Annotated in this window: 16 protein-coding genes, 1 rRNA gene and 1 riboswitch; of the genes, 14 read left to right on the plus strand and 3 right to left on the minus strand. The window is 43.4% G+C overall.

The window, feature by feature from the left end:
- Positions 1–132: 132 nt before the first annotated feature.
- The 7 genes from G541_RS0106500 to G541_RS0106530 all read left to right on the plus strand — a co-directional run bounded on the left by G541_RS0106500 (position 133) and on the right by G541_RS0106530 (position 5521).
- Positions 133–1014, plus strand: a complete 882-nt coding sequence (locus G541_RS0106500; protein WP_027826909.1) for a hypothetical protein — start codon at positions 133–135, stop codon at positions 1012–1014.
- Positions 1011–1907, plus strand: coding sequence for an RluA family pseudouridine synthase (locus G541_RS0106505; protein WP_009553879.1), 897 nt, complete (start codon positions 1011–1013; stop codon positions 1905–1907). The genes G541_RS0106500 and G541_RS0106505 overlap by 4 nt, the downstream gene beginning before the upstream one ends.
- A gap of 26 nt (positions 1908–1933) precedes the next feature.
- On the plus strand, positions 1934–2584 hold the full coding sequence (locus G541_RS0106510; protein WP_027826910.1) for a metal-dependent transcriptional regulator: 651 nt from the start codon (positions 1934–1936) through the stop codon (positions 2582–2584).
- 156 nt (positions 2585–2740) lie between these two features.
- The gene (locus G541_RS0106515; protein ID WP_009553877.1) at positions 2741–2941 is read left to right on the plus strand and encodes a cold-shock protein; all 201 of its coding nucleotides are present in this window, start codon (positions 2741–2743) and stop codon (positions 2939–2941) included.
- A 189-nt stretch (positions 2942–3130) separates the two neighbouring features.
- The gene (locus G541_RS0106520; RefSeq protein ID WP_027826911.1) at positions 3131–4327 is read left to right on the plus strand and encodes an MDR family MFS transporter; all 1197 of its coding nucleotides are present in this window, start codon (positions 3131–3133) and stop codon (positions 4325–4327) included.
- Positions 4320–5066, plus strand: a complete 747-nt coding sequence (locus G541_RS0106525) for a threonine/serine exporter family protein (protein WP_009553875.1) — start codon at positions 4320–4322, stop codon at positions 5064–5066. The genes G541_RS0106520 and G541_RS0106525 overlap by 8 nt, the downstream gene beginning before the upstream one ends.
- An 11-nt stretch (positions 5067–5077) precedes the next feature.
- Positions 5078–5521 carry a threonine/serine exporter family protein gene (locus tag G541_RS0106530; RefSeq protein WP_009553874.1) on the plus strand — a complete coding sequence of 148 codons (444 nt, stop codon included), beginning with the start codon at positions 5078–5080 and terminating at the stop codon, positions 5519–5521.
- A gap of 57 nt (positions 5522–5578) precedes the next feature.
- Here G541_RS0106530 and G541_RS0106535 read toward each other — a convergent pair whose 3' ends face one another.
- From G541_RS0106535 to G541_RS0106545, 3 genes are read right to left on the minus strand one after another with little or no spacing between them, the layout of a single operon-like run.
- The gene (locus tag G541_RS0106535; RefSeq protein ID WP_009553873.1) at positions 5579–6643 is read right to left on the minus strand and encodes an LCP family protein; all 1065 of its coding nucleotides are present in this window, start codon (positions 6641–6643) and stop codon (positions 5579–5581) included.
- A 35-nt stretch (positions 6644–6678) separates the two neighbouring features.
- The gene (locus tag G541_RS0106540) at positions 6679–7065 is read right to left on the minus strand and encodes a DUF1634 domain-containing protein (protein ID WP_027826912.1); all 387 of its coding nucleotides are present in this window, start codon (positions 7063–7065) and stop codon (positions 6679–6681) included.
- Positions 7065–7910, minus strand: coding sequence for a sulfite exporter TauE/SafE family protein (locus G541_RS0106545; protein ID WP_009553871.1), 846 nt, complete (start codon positions 7908–7910; stop codon positions 7065–7067). The genes G541_RS0106540 and G541_RS0106545 overlap by 1 nt, the downstream gene beginning before the upstream one ends.
- Positions 7911–8098: 188 nt before the next feature.
- Here G541_RS0106545 and G541_RS0106550 point away from each other — a divergent pair, with 188 nt between their 5' ends.
- The 7 genes from G541_RS0106550 to G541_RS0106580 all read left to right on the plus strand — a co-directional run.
- On the plus strand, positions 8099–8758 hold the full coding sequence (locus G541_RS0106550; protein WP_009553870.1) for a phosphatase PAP2 family protein: 660 nt from the start codon (positions 8099–8101) through the stop codon (positions 8756–8758).
- Positions 8759–8794: 36 nt separating this feature from the next.
- A complete protein-coding gene (locus G541_RS09530) occupies positions 8795–9622 on the plus strand; it encodes a DUF805 domain-containing protein (RefSeq protein WP_009553869.1) in 828 nt (275 codons plus the stop codon).
- Entirely contained in the window at positions 9619–10077 is a 459-nt protein-coding gene (locus G541_RS09535; RefSeq protein WP_051174582.1) for a GNAT family N-acetyltransferase, read from the plus strand. Before G541_RS09530 ends, G541_RS09535 begins: the two co-directional genes overlap by 4 nt.
- A 152-nt stretch (positions 10078–10229) precedes the next feature.
- Positions 10230–10415: riboswitch (Lysine riboswitch) on the plus strand.
- Between the two features lie 135 nt (positions 10416–10550).
- Positions 10551–12062: an amino acid permease gene (locus tag G541_RS0106565; RefSeq protein ID WP_009553867.1), complete on the plus strand. Its 1512-nt coding sequence runs from the start codon at positions 10551–10553 to the stop codon at positions 12060–12062.
- A 308-nt stretch (positions 12063–12370) separates the two neighbouring features.
- Positions 12371–13678, plus strand: coding sequence for a serine--tRNA ligase (serS, locus tag G541_RS0106570; protein ID WP_009553866.1), 1308 nt, complete (start codon positions 12371–12373; stop codon positions 13676–13678).
- A gap of 321 nt (positions 13679–13999) precedes the next feature.
- Positions 14000–14617: a histidine phosphatase family protein gene (locus G541_RS0106575; protein ID WP_009553865.1), complete on the plus strand. Its 618-nt coding sequence runs from the start codon at positions 14000–14002 to the stop codon at positions 14615–14617.
- Positions 14618–14952: 335 nt separating this feature from the next.
- A 16S ribosomal RNA gene (locus G541_RS0106580) occupies positions 14953–15131 on the plus strand; the annotation flags it as partial.

The raw sequence follows: 15131 nt of genomic DNA on the forward strand, positions 1-15131 counted from the left end.
GCATCAAAACAGTGTGCGGTATAATAAAAGAATCTACTAAGTACGTTGAAACACGAACCCAGAACGTAAATGCAGGTGTCTGTTGCGGGAGCGCCAAGCAGAAATATACTATTCATCAAAGGAATGATTGCAATGGCAGAACTAGATTTACCTTTACGCCGTCATCAGGCGTCAGCCCAGCCCCCAGTAAAGAGAAGTAGTTGGTATGGTATGGGAGCCTTTATTGCTGGGATTTTATTGTTGATCGGCATCTTGTTGAAGACCACAATTGCTAGCCCACAATTTTTTGCTCGGACGATTATGTCGGACCAGGCAGTATTAGAAATACAACAGGGATTAAATCGTAGCTTTACTAATCGAGCTATCTTTTATTCTCTTTCTCCGGATCTGACACGTGATTTGCTAACCACTGCGCAGATTCGGACGGATTTAAAGCAGGGAATTACTAATTTGTATGCCGGTAAGAAGGACTTTGTTCCAATTGAACAAATTACCGATCAGATAACGAAAAATTTTGACCAACGGCTAGCTAGTGCAGGTAATCAGCAAAGTGAAGAAATAGACGCAGCTTTCAAGCGGGCATTGGTTAGCGATCTGCAACAGTTAGCTGACAACCGAATGAAAGGCCTAGGTTTTGATAAGTTGGTTCCGTATTTGCAAACGATTCAGCAGGCCACTATGGTGCTTCTGATTAGTGGAAGCGTGGGGCTGTTCATCATGGGTATTATTACCTTGTGGCGGACAAGGTCACTGTTATGGCTGGCTTACTATTGGGGTTGGGCTGGTTTGGTCAGTGGTGGTCTCAGTTGGGGGAGTTATAGTTTGCTCCATGACCACCTCATGGCTTTAAATTTAACTCCAAATACAGGAGTAGCAGCTACTATCGTGGCCGATTTGGTGCCTAATTTCCTGGACCAGTGGCAAATACTGAATTACCTGTGGCTAGGAATAAGTATGGTATTACTACTAGTAGGGCTGATACGTTTAGTCCGCAATAAACGGAGGAAGAAATGAAATTTACATGGCACAAAACGGATACCCAACCGGAAACAGTAAAAAAGTTCTTGCAGGGGTATGGCATTAGCCACCGGATTACTAGTCGGCTAAACAAGGGCGAAGGGCGCGTTATTGTTGCAGGTAAAAAGCGCCGGTTGGCGTACGAATTAACTCGACCAGTGGCAGTGACACTGATCCTGCCGCCCGAAAAAGCCGATCCTAAGATTCCAGCTAATAATAAGCCTCTAGTAATCAAATATGAGGATAGTAACTGGCTAGTGATTGATAAACCAGCGGGGTTAACGAGCGTTCCCGGGCCTAGTAACCGCACAGATACCGTAGTTAACCGCGTCAAAGGTTATTTGCAAGCCCAAGGTGCTAAGGATTTGGTCCCGCATGTGATTACCCGGTTAGATCGTTTTACCAGTGGGTTAGTCCTTATTGCCAAACACCGCCTGGCTCAGGGATTGATCAATAAGCAGGTCGAAAATCATCAGATTGTGAAAAAATATACGGCAGTAGTGGCAGGGCATATGTCTACGATACATGGACAAATCGATGTACCTTTAGGGCGGATTGCAGATACTTTTCGCTATGGGGTAGACGCTACGGGGAAGCCAGCGTTGACCGAATACTGGGTCAAAAAAGAATATGCACGAGCAACGGTAGTTGAAGCACTACTGCATACGGGACGGACTCATCAGATCCGTGCGCACTTTACTAGTCAAGGACACCCATTGATTGGAGATGAGTTGTATGGTGGGCGGATGGACACGCCCTTGCAAAGGCAGGCGTTACATGCGCATTATTTGCAGTTTGTTGATCCATTTACGGAGGAGCAGCATGTACTAACCAGTGATTTGCCAATGGATATCCAAAAAGTTTTGTGGTACCTTAAAGAGGAAAGATGAAACCCTAAATTGTGGAGGTGGAGTGTGTGACCCCGAAGAAAGAAGATTATCTCAAAATTATATTTGAGTTAGGTGGTAAACAAAAGAAAGTAGCCAACAAGCAACTAGCCATGGCCCTCGGTGTAGCTGCGGGTTCAGTGACTGAAATGGTCGGTAAACTGGTTAAAGAGGGGTTAGTTGCCCATACACCGTACGCGGGGATCTCACTGACGGCTAAGGGACGGACGATTGCTGAACGGTTGGTACGCCGCCACCGCTTATGGGAAGTTTTTTTAACTGATAAGTTGGGTTATGACCTTTCTGATGTTCATGATGATGCAGAAGTCTTGGAACATGTTACGAGTGAAAACTTGATGGATCACTTGGAGAAGTTCCTAGATTATCCTGATCAGTGCCCACATGGGGGAGTGATCCCACCTAAGGATGGTGGTGATTATCAAGAAGGCAGTCATACGGTACTAGCAGATATTGCTGATGGGACCACGGTAACAGTAGAACGTTTTATTGATAATCGTGACTTGTTGAAGTACATGGGCGATATTGATTTAAAGTTAGGTGAGCAAATTTTGGTAGTTGACCATGCACCGTTTGAAGGACCAATTACCTTAAAAGTGGTTGCAACTGGCGAAACAACGACAGTTGGTTTTAAAGCAGCTCATTATGTGTTTGTAAAATGATTTGCTATTATTAACAATAGCTGTGTGATACAATTAAAAGTGGATTTTTGTAAAGGTTATCGTGGTTAAGATGTTTTGTATTTAAACTTCTTCGATTATGGTTTTACCCAGCAGAAATTACAGTATGCGTGCTACAGCACAAGGAGGAGTTTCAATATGGAACAAGGAACAGTTAAATGGTTTAACGCAGACAAGGGTTACGGGTTTATCACTCGTGAAGACGGTAATGATGTCTTCGTTCATTTCTCAGCAATTCAAGGCGAAGGTTTCAAGACCTTAGAAGAACAACAACACGTTAGCTTTGATGTTGAAGAAGGTCAACGTGGGTTACAAGCAGTCAACGTTGTTAAGGACTAAACTGCGAGCTTTTTAGCGATTGCCAAGGAGGCTGGGAAAACATAGTTTTCTCAGCCTCTATTTTATACGCTAATGTTACATAAATAACATGGGGAACAATTGTAAGGTTGTAAGTTAAGTACGAACGACTTGCTGAGAAGGTTATTTCTCGCACATTTTAGTCTTTTATTATCGGAGGGAGGAGAAAGAGTGCAAACCAGTGTGGCACCGCAGAGAGAACTGAAATTATTTTGGTTAGCAGTAGGGAACCTCATCGCTTCTACTGGCTCAAGTTTTATGTGGCCGATGACGACCATTTACATGCATAACTATCTACATGAGAGTTTGACAGTTGCCGGGATCGTTTTGTTTTTAGATTCACTGCTAATGATTGGGGGAAGTTACTTTGGAGGATACATCTACGATCATCTCAATCCCCGCCGGTGGTTATTAACATCGATCGGCATCTCGCTGCTAGCAGTCACGATTCTGATTTTTTACAATGGGTGGCCGGCTTACCCGATTTTCTTATTACTAGATGCTTTTGGGATTGGAATTACTAATACTATTTTGAATTCGATGGCAACCAGTATTACCCGGTATACATCCCGATACGTATTCAATATTACCTACCTTATGATGAATCTAGGGGTAGTGCTGGGAACTTTGTGCGTTGGTTTTATTATTGATATTTCAATCACATTAATTTTTGTAATTAACGCTATTATGATTTTTGTTTTTTTGATAATTGCATTCTATTGCTACTTTCCAGTTACTAATCATGCTAAGAAGCGACGCAATAAGGATCCTAAGACCACCACTACCAGTTCGGCAGCTGTGCGGGTGATTATGGGAATTTTATTGGTAGCATTTTGTATTCAGTTAGGTTATTCCCAGTGGTCCAGTAACCTATCGGTATACATGGGCACCAAGGGAATCAATATGGCTAAGTACAGTCTGTTGTGGACACTGAACGGCGTGATTATCGTTCTCAGTCAGCCAGTGATTAGTTGGGTAGATGAACGTTTCAACGTCAATACCCTCTACAAGCTGTTTGGTGGAACTGCAATGTTCATTGTTGCCTTTTTCTCATTGACCTTTGCCCGCGAATACAGTGGCTTTGTCCTTTCGATGATTTTAGTTACGGTCGCTGAGGTATATGCTTTCCCGACAATTTCGGCAGTAGTCGACGAACTCAGTGGCTTGAATGAAAAAGGTAAGTACCAGGCCAATGTCAATGTTGCTTTCTCGGCGGGACGAGCAGTCGGTCCGCTATTTGGCGGGGTGATCATTGACCTTTTGACATATAATACTTTATTTATCAGTATGGCTCTTTTAATCTTAATTAGTGGTATATTACTGGTATCATTAGTACGCACAAATTTGAGGAAGAAAGATCATGCTTAATAAGAATGAAATGATTGTTGATACGGTATTGTTGGCTGGAAAAATAATGATCGAAAGCGGATCAGATATGACCCGAGTGCACGATACAATGGAGCGGATTGCCCGGAGTGCGGGGGTGGTGGATCCGCGGATCTTTGAAACTACTACGGGAATTGTGATGTCAATTCCAACTAAAAAAACGGCTGAAGTCCAACCAGTCTTATCGCGTTCTATTGATCTAGAGAAGGTTGCCCGGGTCAATGCCATTTCCCGTGCCTTTGCGAACAAAGAACTAAGTCTCAAGGAAACGCATGAAAACTTGCAGGCATTAACATTAGCAGTACCGGTTTTTTCCTTTCGAAGTCAACTACTAGCGGCCATTGTTGTGGGGTGTACTTTGTCGATTATGTATGGTGGCTACTGGGGGGATCTGGGAGCCACAGCACTAGCTAGTGGGTTGGGATTTACCATTTATAGCAAGATTAACCGGCACTTTCGTTTTCGTTTTGGGAGCGAATTTATTGCGGCATTTACAATTGCCGTGACAGCCTTATTGTGTGTGCGTTCGGGGTTCGGCAAGAGTTTAGATATGATTATCATTGCGGGGTTGATGCCCTTAGTTCCTGGTGTACCGATTACGAATGCAGTTCGCGATCTTTTGGCGGGACATATTTTAAGTGGAATTGCCCGGGGAATTGAGGCTCTATTAGTAGCAGCTGCTCTAGGAACAGGTGTTGCAGTAATTTTTCGGTATTTATAAGAGGGATGGACATGACAACAATTATAAGTATTGCTCTTAGTTACTTAGCCACAGTAGCTTTTGGGATCTTGATTAATATTCCACGTAAGGCACTACATTCTTGTGGCTTAGTGGGTGCGTTTGGCTGGGCGATTTACCTAGCAATCAAGGCAATAACGTTTGGAGTGATGTTGGCCAATGTCTGCTCTGCTTTTGCTATTGGAATTGGAGCGATGATGGCTGCCCAAAGGCACCGGATGCCAATGATTTTGTTCAATATTCCTAGTCTGGTACCATTAGTGCCCGGAGGTCAGGCCTACCGAGCGGTACAAAACTTTGCTTTGGGGAATAATGATTTGGCAATCGAGTACCTAATTCAGGTAACGATGATTGCGGCTGCGATTGCGATGGGCTTTTTAGTGGCAGAAATTATTGCGCAAGCTTATTTCAAATTTTGGACTAAACAAAAAAGATAAAGCAAACGGGGGACCATTAACCAACTTAATGTGATTAATGGTCCCCCATTTATTTAGTTATTGATTGTTGGGTAAGGGTTGATAGGGCGAGATATTACTATCATAACCGGTAGTGCGGACTTCAAGGTTGAGATTTTTACGAATAAGGTTAGTGATCTTTTGTTTTTCTTCTTGTGAAGCCACTTCAAAGTCAACCCCGTTGATTTCCTTGCCGACACCTTGCAGGTGGGTAGAATCAATTTTGGTAGTAGTTTGACGGTATTTCAGGGCTAACATTGTCAGGTCGTCAAAGGTGAGATCTGTTCGTGCTTGCTTAGTAACGGATTTGAGAAATTCATCGGTTGCCATGGCTTTAATATTGATCGCCTTTTTCAAGACAGCCATCATCACTTGGCGTTGCCGGGTTTGCCGTCCGTAGTCGCCCAGTGGATCATCATGCCGCATTCGGCAGTATTGGAGCGCCATGTCCCCGTTCATATGGGTCAGCTTATCCTTAGTAAAATTATAGTAGTATTTGAAGGTCAAAAGGGGTTTGATATCAATTCCACCAACTGCATTTACCATATTAGATAAGCCCCCCATGTTGACCAGCATATAGTAATCAATAGGGATGTTGAGGTAGTTCTGAACGGTTTTAATCGCTGCTTTGGGTCCGCCATAGGTATAGGCAGAATTGAGCTTGGCGACACCTTCTTCCTCGTGGTCGCTAACTGTTACAGCAGCATCACGTGGAAGACTGATTAAGGTCATGTTTTTACGTTCCGGATTAAGGACCATCACAATAAGCGTATCCGTTCGTCCGGTGTATGTCCGTCCGTAAGCCCCAGTGTCGGTCCCCATAAGTAGGATGGATATTGGCTGCCCTTGCTGCAATAAAGTATGGGTCTTACGTTGTTTAGTGACTTGGACCGGAGCATAAATTTTTTGTGAAGTCGTCTTGGCTTGGGTATACAGGTGCGATGCCCGAATAAGCCCCCAAGAAATGATAACTACGACGACCAGGAGGATCCCGAAAAAAATCTTACGAGCTAGGAGGACTCCCGGGCTGAGCTGGTGGTGCCCGGATGCTTCACGGGATGAATCAGTATCTGGTTGTTGGTTGTCATAGTCATGGCGTCCCATAGTGACAATCTCCTTTAAAATAATAGATTAAATAATTAATTATGTCCGATAATAAATGATACCACTAAAATTAAGAGAACAGTGGTAGTAATTACTACGTAAAGCATATCTTTTTCGACAAAGAATGCATAAATTGAAACAATGACCCGCAGAACTGGCGTTAAAATAAGTAAGAAAGTTCCAGCCATCATATAGGCAAAAGGCCGTCCCAAGAAAAGACCGTGCCAGATCGCAGTAAGGGTTGTTGGGTAGCTGTTGGCATAGTAACCACCATTCCCGGTAATAAGTAACATAATCAGACCGATTAACATGACTGCGGCGGCGATGATCACACCAATCCGCATGATTTTGCCGATGATAAGCTCGATATCAGCCATTTCTTGAGTAACGTTATGTTGTTGCTTGTTGTCATTCTTATTCATTAAATAGTCACCCCAAACGCTTTAAAGATCATTTGTAAACCTAGGTATAACAAGATTGGAATAAAGATCATCCGAATTACCCGTGATGGGAGGTGTTGCATAACCCGACTACCAATGGCAGCTCCAACGAGGATTCCCAAGGAAAGTGGCACAGCAATGAAGGGTTTGATTGAACCATTGAAAAAATAAACGGTGGCACTAGCAGCAGCGGTTACCCCCATCATGAGGTTACTGGTGGCACTCGATGGCTTAAGTGGCATATGCATGGCGTTATCCATTGCCATTACTTTAAAGGCCCCAGAACCAATGCCTAACATCCCAGAAGCCAGACCAGCTCCAAACATGATTGATAAACCAGCTGGGATATTCTTGACTTGATAATCAACTTGCTTATGCAGGTTCTTATCGTAATAAGAGCTATTTAGTTTGAAAAACTCGGCCCATTTATCGGGTTGTGATTCGTGGAGGACTTCCTTGCCGGCACGGAGTTTGCGGACCATGTTCCAACTAGAAAAGACTAAAAGACTTCCAAAGAGAAAATACAGGACAGCCGGACTCATCGCTCCGGTCAAGAGGGCCCCAATGATGGCCCCAATAGTGGTCGCAATCTCAAGAAACATCGCTACCCGCAGATTTAAGACATCATCGCGCAGGTAAGCAATGGTTGCCCCGGAACTAGTTGCGATAACAGCAATGATACTAGCGCCAATAGCATATTTAATATCTAACCCCATAGCGAGAGTGACGATAGGAGTGATAATCATCCCTCCGCCGATTCCCAGGATAGCTCCCAGAGTACCAGCAAAAACACCCACGAGGAACATAAGTAAAGCGGTATGTAGCACAGTAAATCTCCCCTTATAAATGTAATTTACTATATTGTGTTATTAACTATTTCATAGTAATAATTTTATTGCAAATAAAAGTATAAAATCAATTCCTTTTAAAATAAGTTTAAGGTATCAACCATGGTATAATTATTAGATGAGTATCATGTATCATAAAAAATACAAAAAGGATAAGAAGTGGTGGAATGCTAGTTAGAGAAAGATATCGGCGTCGACCATTGGGGATCGTTGCGTTAGTGCTATTTGTAGCTTTGTATGTGGCCGAGTTGGTCAATCCAGCATGGTTACCGCACCTCAATGAACGGCTGACGCTGCTGGCTATTGGGCAAGTTACCCAAACCAAAACAACTTTTTTGAATGTGATTAATATCTTATCCAACTCAACGATGGCCTTGATTTATACGGCTATTTTAATGGTGGTTTTGTGGGCGATGCGGTGGAAGATTCCCGCCCTGTGGGTTGGATTGACTGTTAGTTTAGGTTTGGTATTGGCGTGGGTTCTACGGTGGGGAGCTCGTATGATAACTGGAGATATCCAGTATGGAACCAGCTATTCATTTCCTGGGCTCCATGTTTTAGGAATGGTACTATTGCTGGAAATTGTTTATGCAATTTTTTTGCCTTATTTTCGCGATCGTGCCTTGGCTATCTTAGTAGGGTTTGTACTCTTGGTATGGTTGTTGGCGACCGTTGAGGCATGTATTTACTTTGGTGCCAATAAACCCATGGACGCAGTTGGGGCTTTGCTTTTAGGCTTCTTCTGGGTTGCTTTTGTAAGTATTGTGTACCGTTCAGTTGCCCACCGCTTACAGCGAATTCCCCTATTAAAGGATTCGAATTTTTAATGAGTAGAAATTGTGTTAGTAAAGAAAGGTGATTGAATGTATTGTCAGAAATGTGGCCACCAGCTGGATGATAACCAGCAGCAGTGTGCATTCTGTGGAACAGTGCAGGAGTTGGGACAACCGAATATTGAAACCAAGAAGTGTAAGAAATGCGAGCGAGATATTCCGGTCAATGCTAATTATTGTAGCTATTGTGGAATGGACCAAGCGTTGATTGTTTGGAAGGAGCGACCACAAGACGAGCCTGAACCGGAGAAAACAATTGCTGGGTTAGATGATGCATCCAATAGTGAGCTTAACAATTTGGTTGCCAATATGAAAAAAGCGGGGATTGAAGTACGAGTAATTAAACGCGATCCGAAAGATCTCCCGCCACACAAGCGTCCAGGACTTATTAATTCAACCCGGCGGCTTTTACGTGATTCCTTCAAAGTTCAGGGACGGATGGGCTTAGCGGACTACTGGTGGGGTTACTTAGGGATGGTGATCCTTCTCTTAGTAGTTATTGAGTTGCTCATGAGCTTTGTAAAGAATACTACGCTATTAGAACTGTTATTATTAGTGACAACGGTAGTGTATTTTGTGCCGACTTTTACAGCTTCTATTCGCCGGTTTCGGGATGCCGGGGTCCCAGTTGGTTATATGATTTTGCGGTTCATTCCGTTTGTCGGTGAATTGATTATCTGGTTCTTTGCCTTGCGCCCTTCACTAGAGGTTCGGCAACAGATGGAAAAAGAAATCGAACGGCAGTTAGAACAGTTAAAACGACAGTATGATGAACAAAATCATGAGCACAAGGATGAGCAGGATGCGCAAGATGATAAGTCTGATGATGACGATAAACATCATCAAGATCAACCATGATTGCGAATCGGTTTCGAGTTAGTCTTCGCCCGTTTCGAGATGCTGACTTGGATGATGTCATAGACTATGCTTCTCAGCCGGCTGTGGCGCAAGCAGCTAACTTTCCGGTATGCACTACTTTAGGGCAGGGGATGTTTTTCTTACGTCGGCTGCAGATGACCGGACGGGCAGTGGTATTGACGACCAGCCAAAAAGTAATTGGAAATGTTTGTTTATATCCGATATTTGACCCAGACCAGGGCATAGATGAACAGAAGGTTGAGTTGGGCTATGCCCTCAATCAAGATTATTGGAAGCAAGGTTTAGGAACCCAGGCGGTAGCATTGGCTATTATCTGGGCACAAGAAGCAGGTTACCGAGTGATTGAGGCCTATGTTTACCAAGATAATATAGCCTCACAACGGGTTTTGGAAAAAATGGTTTTAAACGCCTGCCAGCACCAGAGATCAGCCTGAATACAGGTCTCCAAATAGGTTATCAATTGAATATATAAATGGGTTAGTGAAAGTAGAATGATGACAAATCTTGATTAAAAAGAGATTAGTGTCGCATTCTGCTTTTTTTAATTGAGAATGTTATTGCAATTTGGAAGTTGTTTGTTATTATGAGAAAGGTTAGAGGTTGCGGGTGCTAAAAGTCACCGTCTGGAGATAGTAAAGCGATCTATGAATGACGGTAAAAGGAGTACTCGCCGAAGTGACACGTAGCTTTATGACATGTCGCTGGGTCTTAGTTTAATAAGCTGAGAACCACTGCTTTTTGTTTGACAAAAAGCGAAAGCGCTACCGTACGGGGAGATCTAATTTAGGTTTACCGACAGGTGAGCCCTCATTAAGGATTTTCGTAGGGAATGCTGTAGAGGTGAAGCTTCCCATAAGCCTCTTTCTAACAATGTATTGTCTGTATTTTGTTAAGGAGGGTTTCTTTTATGAAGGAACAAACACAGTCAGACCAGAACCACGTTAAGCGTTCGCTCCAAACGCGTCACCTCTCAATGATTGCATTGGGTGGTAGTATCGGAACTGGTCTTTTCGTTGCCAGCGGGCAAGCTATTTCGCAAGCCGGACCTGGCGGAGCAATCGTTGCATATGTTGGAATTGGTTTAATGGTCTATTTCTTGATGACCAGTTTGGGTGAGATGGCAACCTACCTGCCGGTTACCGGATCATTCGCAACCTATTCTGCCCGCTTTGTTGATCCGGCTTTTGGATTTGCAATGGGATGGAACTACTGGTTTAACTGGGCGATCACTTTAGCGGTGGATGTCTCGACTGCTGCTTTAGTGATGAAGTTCTGGTTCCCACATATTCCGCAATGGACATGGAGTGTGATTGCGTTAGCGGTGATCTTCTTGATTAATGCCTTGTCTGTTCGGTCATTTGGGGAAACAGAGTATTGGCTATCTTTAATCAAGGTGGTTACTGTTATTGTGTTCTTGATCGTAGGTCTTTTGACAATTATTGGTATCATGGGGGGCCATGCTACTTATTTGGACAACTTCTTCTATAAGAAAGCGCCATTTGTCGGGGGCATTCCTTCGATCCTATCTGTCTTCGTTGTGGCCGGCTTTTCTTTCCAGGGGACTGAATTAGTTGGGATTACTGCTGGGGAGTCAGAAAATCCCGCTGAAAGTGTGCCACGGGCTATTAAGCAAGTTTTCTGGCGGATTTTGCTCTTTTATATTTTAGCGATCTTTGTGATTGCATGTATCATTCCGTATACTAGTCCCAACTTGCTTGGTTCCAGTGCATCTGATATTGCTATTAGTCCATTTACCTTGGTCTTTCGGCGCGCTGGGTTGGCATCAGCTGCTTCGGTTATGAATGCCGTCATCTTAACCTCAGTTGTTTCTGCTGCTAACTCCGGGATGTACGCTTCTACACGGATGCTGTTCTCATTGGCAGAAGATGGCAAGGCTCCGGCTATTTTTAAGAAGGTTAACAAGCGGGGAATTCCGTTCCCGGCTTTGATTGGGACTACTGCTGTTGGTTTGTTTACGTTCTTGTCCAGTATTTGGGGTGACCAGATTTATACTTTCTTGGTAGCTGCTTCTGGCTTGACCGGCTTTATCGCATGGGTGGGGATTGCCGTGTCCCACTATCGGTTCAGACGGGCTTTCAAGGTCCAAGGGCACTCTACTGATGAATTGATTTATAGTGCTAAGTGGTTCCCATTTGGTCCCCTCTTGTCCTTTGTCTTGTGTATCTTAGTCATTATTGGACAGGACTTGAAGTCTTTTGCACACTTTGATTGGCAAGCAATTTTGATCTCTTACATGTCTGTGCCGCTGTTCTTGATTTTGTTCTTCTACTACAAGATCAAGCATCACACTCATATGATTCCTTTGGATCAAGTAGATTTGACCCAACCAGAGATTGCTAAGCAAAAGAAAGCATTAGCAGATAAGTTTGCTGCCCAAGAGGCTGAAGAAAAGAAATAAGCGGGTGCTTGAATTTCCAGTCAGAACATATTATGATATGGGTAATTAATAAGCGATCAAACATCTGAGTTCGCCATAAGTAGGTTGTCAGAGAAGCGGCGGTTGGTGTGAGCCGTAACCGAAACTCCAGCGAGCGTTGTATGGGCAGGTAATGCTGCACGGGAAACCGTTATTATGTTAAGTGCAACCAGCGATGGTTGAATTTGGGTGGTACCGCGAAAGAGTCCTTTCGTCCCATTGGGGATGAGAGGGCTCTTTTTTGATTGCTAAAGTGTAAGTGGCAAAGGTTTGTATGAGGAGGATTAAGCATGATTGACATTAAAAAAATCCGTAAAGATCCAGATTTTTATAAAGAAAAGTTAGGCACAAGAGGGTTGCCTGCAGCTGAGATTGACGAAGTGATTGCGCTGGACAAAAAGCGGCGGGAACTGTTACAAGAAACAGAAAATCTCAAAGCAGAAAGAAATGAAGCTTCCAAGCAAATTGGGGCAGCTAAGCGGGCAAAGCAACCTGCAGATGAAGCAATTGCTAAGATGCGTGCAGTGGGTCAAAAGATCAAAGAATTGGACGAACAAGTTGAAGCCAATGATGCAATCTTGAATGATAAACTGTCCCGTTTGCCTAACGTACCACATGAAGGTGTGCCAGTAGGCTTGACTGAAGAAGGCGCGGTGGAGATGCGTAAGGTGGGGAACGTTCGTGAGTTTGATTTCGAACCAAAGCATCACTGGGATATTGGCGAAGAATTGGGGATTCTTGACTTTGACCGTGGAGCCAAGGTTTCAGGGGCCCGCTTTGTGTACTATGTAGGCTTAGGTGCCCAATTAGAACGGGCCGTCTATAACTTTATGTTAGACGAACACATGAAGGAAGGTTATACCGAAGTATTGCCACCATACATTGTCAAAGCACAAGCAATGTATGGGACTGGTCAATTCCCTAAGTTTAAAGAAGGGGTTTACCAAGTTAACGGTGAAGACATGACGTTGATCCCAACGGCTGAAGTTCCTTTGACTAACTATTATTCTGGTGAAGTTATTCCTGAAGCTGAATTGCCAGTGTATGTGACTGCCTTGACCCCATGCTTCCGGTCTGAAGCAGGCGCTGCCGGACGGGATACCCGGGGTTTGATTCGGATGCACCAATTTAACAAGGTCGAAATGGTTAAGTATACAAAACCAGAAGATTCATGGGAAGAATTAGAAAAGATGACTGCTAATGCTGAAAACATTTTGCAGAAGTTAGGCTTGCCATACCATGTTATCAAGCTAACTACTGGAGATATGAGCTTTACAGCATCGGAAACCCATGACTTAGAGCTGTGGATGCCAGCCCAAAATAAATATCGGGAAGTTTCAAGCTGTTCTAACTGTTTAGACTTCCAAGCACGGCGGATGCACACGCAATATCGGGATGAAAATGGCAAGCTCCAATATGTTCACACGTTGAACGGTTCAGGTTTAGCAGTTGGACGGACAGTAGCAGCTATTTTAGAAAACTATCAAAATGCTGATGGTTCCGTTACTGTACCAGAAGTCTTGGTGCCATACTTCCATGGAATCACTAAGATTACCAAAGAAAACGCAGTGCCATTCCGGAGCAAGGCGCGGAAATAATTAGTTCAAAGGTGATGGGGAATAACCTTTGCAGCAGGTTATTGAACTAAGTTAGGATGATGGTTGGTACAAGATGTAGCGACTTTCGTTCGTCCTTAGATACTAAAACTTGCGAGTATTTTCCGCGTCATCTGTGAGATATTAGAGAATAAATAACGAAGTTGGGGAGAAAATATTGTTTTCTCCCCAGCTTCTCTTTGTATGTAATAAAATTTTGATGATTGAACTTAATGGCGAGGGCAAAGGCGTTTTATAATTGCTTTTATCGAGGAAAATAGTTTAAAGTTGTAGGTATAGTTATGTGATAAAGAGGGGATAGCGATGACTAAGTTTTATTTTTTACGGCACGGAAAAACGGTTTATAATCAGGAAGAAAGATTACAAGGCGGGCAGGTTGATTCGCCATTGTTGCCCGAAGCGTTGCGCAATGCAACTAAAGCAGGGGCATATTTAGCGACCGTTCCCTTTGAAGCTGTGGTCACAAGTAGTCAGAAACGGGCTGTTGACACTGCACGTGCTGCCCTCAGTGCTATTCCACGTCAGTATGAATTGATTACAACTCCGGCCTTACGGGAGATCGACTTTGGTGATTGGGATGGTGACAAGATTCGCGATCATATTGCAGATCCTGCTATGATAAGGTTCTATAAGGACCCAGCTAATTATACAGGAGCGGAATTTGGGGGCGAAAGCTTCACAGATGTCATGCAGCGGGGAAAGGACTATTTGAAAGAAGTTTTTGCTGCGCATCCACAAGGGAGTATCTTAGTCGTTGCACACTCAGTTACGATTAGTGTAGTGATTGGTGCATTGCTGGGGGATGACTTTACCACAATTAAGAAACGGGGCTTGGTGGATAACACGAGCGTATCGGTTGTTGCCACTGATGATTTTGAACATTTTTCATTAGAAGAATGGAATAAAACAGATTTTCTGTAAAAAGTGGTTGACGAAAGGTTGTGGCATTGGTATATTAGTAATCGTTGTTGCTACGGCAATGGCAAGTTAATTTAAAAGTGTTGCTTTTTCCTTTTTGGTTTGGTAACATATATGAGTTGTCTTTTTTAAAATTTGTTTCAACAAAGGGTTGACAAATCAATAAAAAATGATATACTTATCTAAGTGTTAACAAAAACACTTTAAAGTAGATCTTTGAAAACTGAACAAAGTTTCGACAAATCAAATGTGTGGGGCTTCTTGCTAAACGCAAGAGCAAAACATTTGCGAATGTCAATTCGCTAGTAATTTTTACGAGTCTAATCGACTTAAGATTTTAAATCGAGAGTTTGATCCTGGCTCAGGATGAACGCTGGCGGCGTGCCTAATACATGCAAGTCGAGCGCATCGGCCCAACTGATTGAAGATGCTTGCATCCGATTGACGATGGTTTACCGATGAGCGGCGGACGGGTGAGTAACACGTAGGTAACTTGCCCAGAAGCGGGGGATAACAC

Origin of the sequence: Ligilactobacillus saerimneri DSM 16049 (assembly GCF_000423265.1) — a bacterium.
GTDB lineage: Bacteria > Bacillota > Bacilli > Lactobacillales > Lactobacillaceae > Ligilactobacillus > Ligilactobacillus saerimneri.

What these genes read in the sequence shown, in the direction of transcription:
- G541_RS0106500 (WP_027826909.1), top strand. Translation starts at nt 133, where the DNA reads ATGGCAGAACTAGATTTACCTTTACGCCGTCATCAGGCGTCAGCCCAG.
- G541_RS0106505 (WP_009553879.1), top strand. Translation starts at nt 1,011, where the DNA reads ATGAAATTTACATGGCACAAAACGGATACCCAACCGGAAACAGTAAAA.
- G541_RS0106515 (WP_009553877.1), top strand. Translation starts at nt 2,741, where the DNA reads ATGGAACAAGGAACAGTTAAATGGTTTAACGCAGACAAGGGTTACGGG.
- G541_RS0106525 (WP_009553875.1), top strand. Translation starts at nt 4,320, where the DNA reads ATGCTTAATAAGAATGAAATGATTGTTGATACGGTATTGTTGGCTGGA.
- G541_RS0106530 (WP_009553874.1), top strand. Translation starts at nt 5,078, where the DNA reads ATGACAACAATTATAAGTATTGCTCTTAGTTACTTAGCCACAGTAGCT.
- G541_RS0106535 (WP_009553873.1), bottom strand. Translation starts at nt 6,643, where the DNA reads ATGGGACGCCATGACTATGACAACCAACAACCAGATACTGATTCATCC.
- G541_RS0106540 (WP_027826912.1), bottom strand. Translation starts at nt 7,065, where the DNA reads ATGAATAAGAATGACAACAAGCAACAACATAACGTTACTCAAGAAATG.
- G541_RS0106550 (WP_009553870.1), top strand. Translation starts at nt 8,099, where the DNA reads ATGCTAGTTAGAGAAAGATATCGGCGTCGACCATTGGGGATCGTTGCG.
- G541_RS09530 (WP_009553869.1), top strand. Translation starts at nt 8,795, where the DNA reads ATGTATTGTCAGAAATGTGGCCACCAGCTGGATGATAACCAGCAGCAG.
- G541_RS09535 (WP_051174582.1), top strand. Translation starts at nt 9,619, where the DNA reads ATGATTGCGAATCGGTTTCGAGTTAGTCTTCGCCCGTTTCGAGATGCT.
- G541_RS0106565 (WP_009553867.1), top strand. Translation starts at nt 10,551, where the DNA reads ATGAAGGAACAAACACAGTCAGACCAGAACCACGTTAAGCGTTCGCTC.
- serS (WP_009553866.1), top strand. Translation starts at nt 12,371, where the DNA reads ATGATTGACATTAAAAAAATCCGTAAAGATCCAGATTTTTATAAAGAA.
- G541_RS0106575 (WP_009553865.1), top strand. Translation starts at nt 14,000, where the DNA reads ATGACTAAGTTTTATTTTTTACGGCACGGAAAAACGGTTTATAATCAG.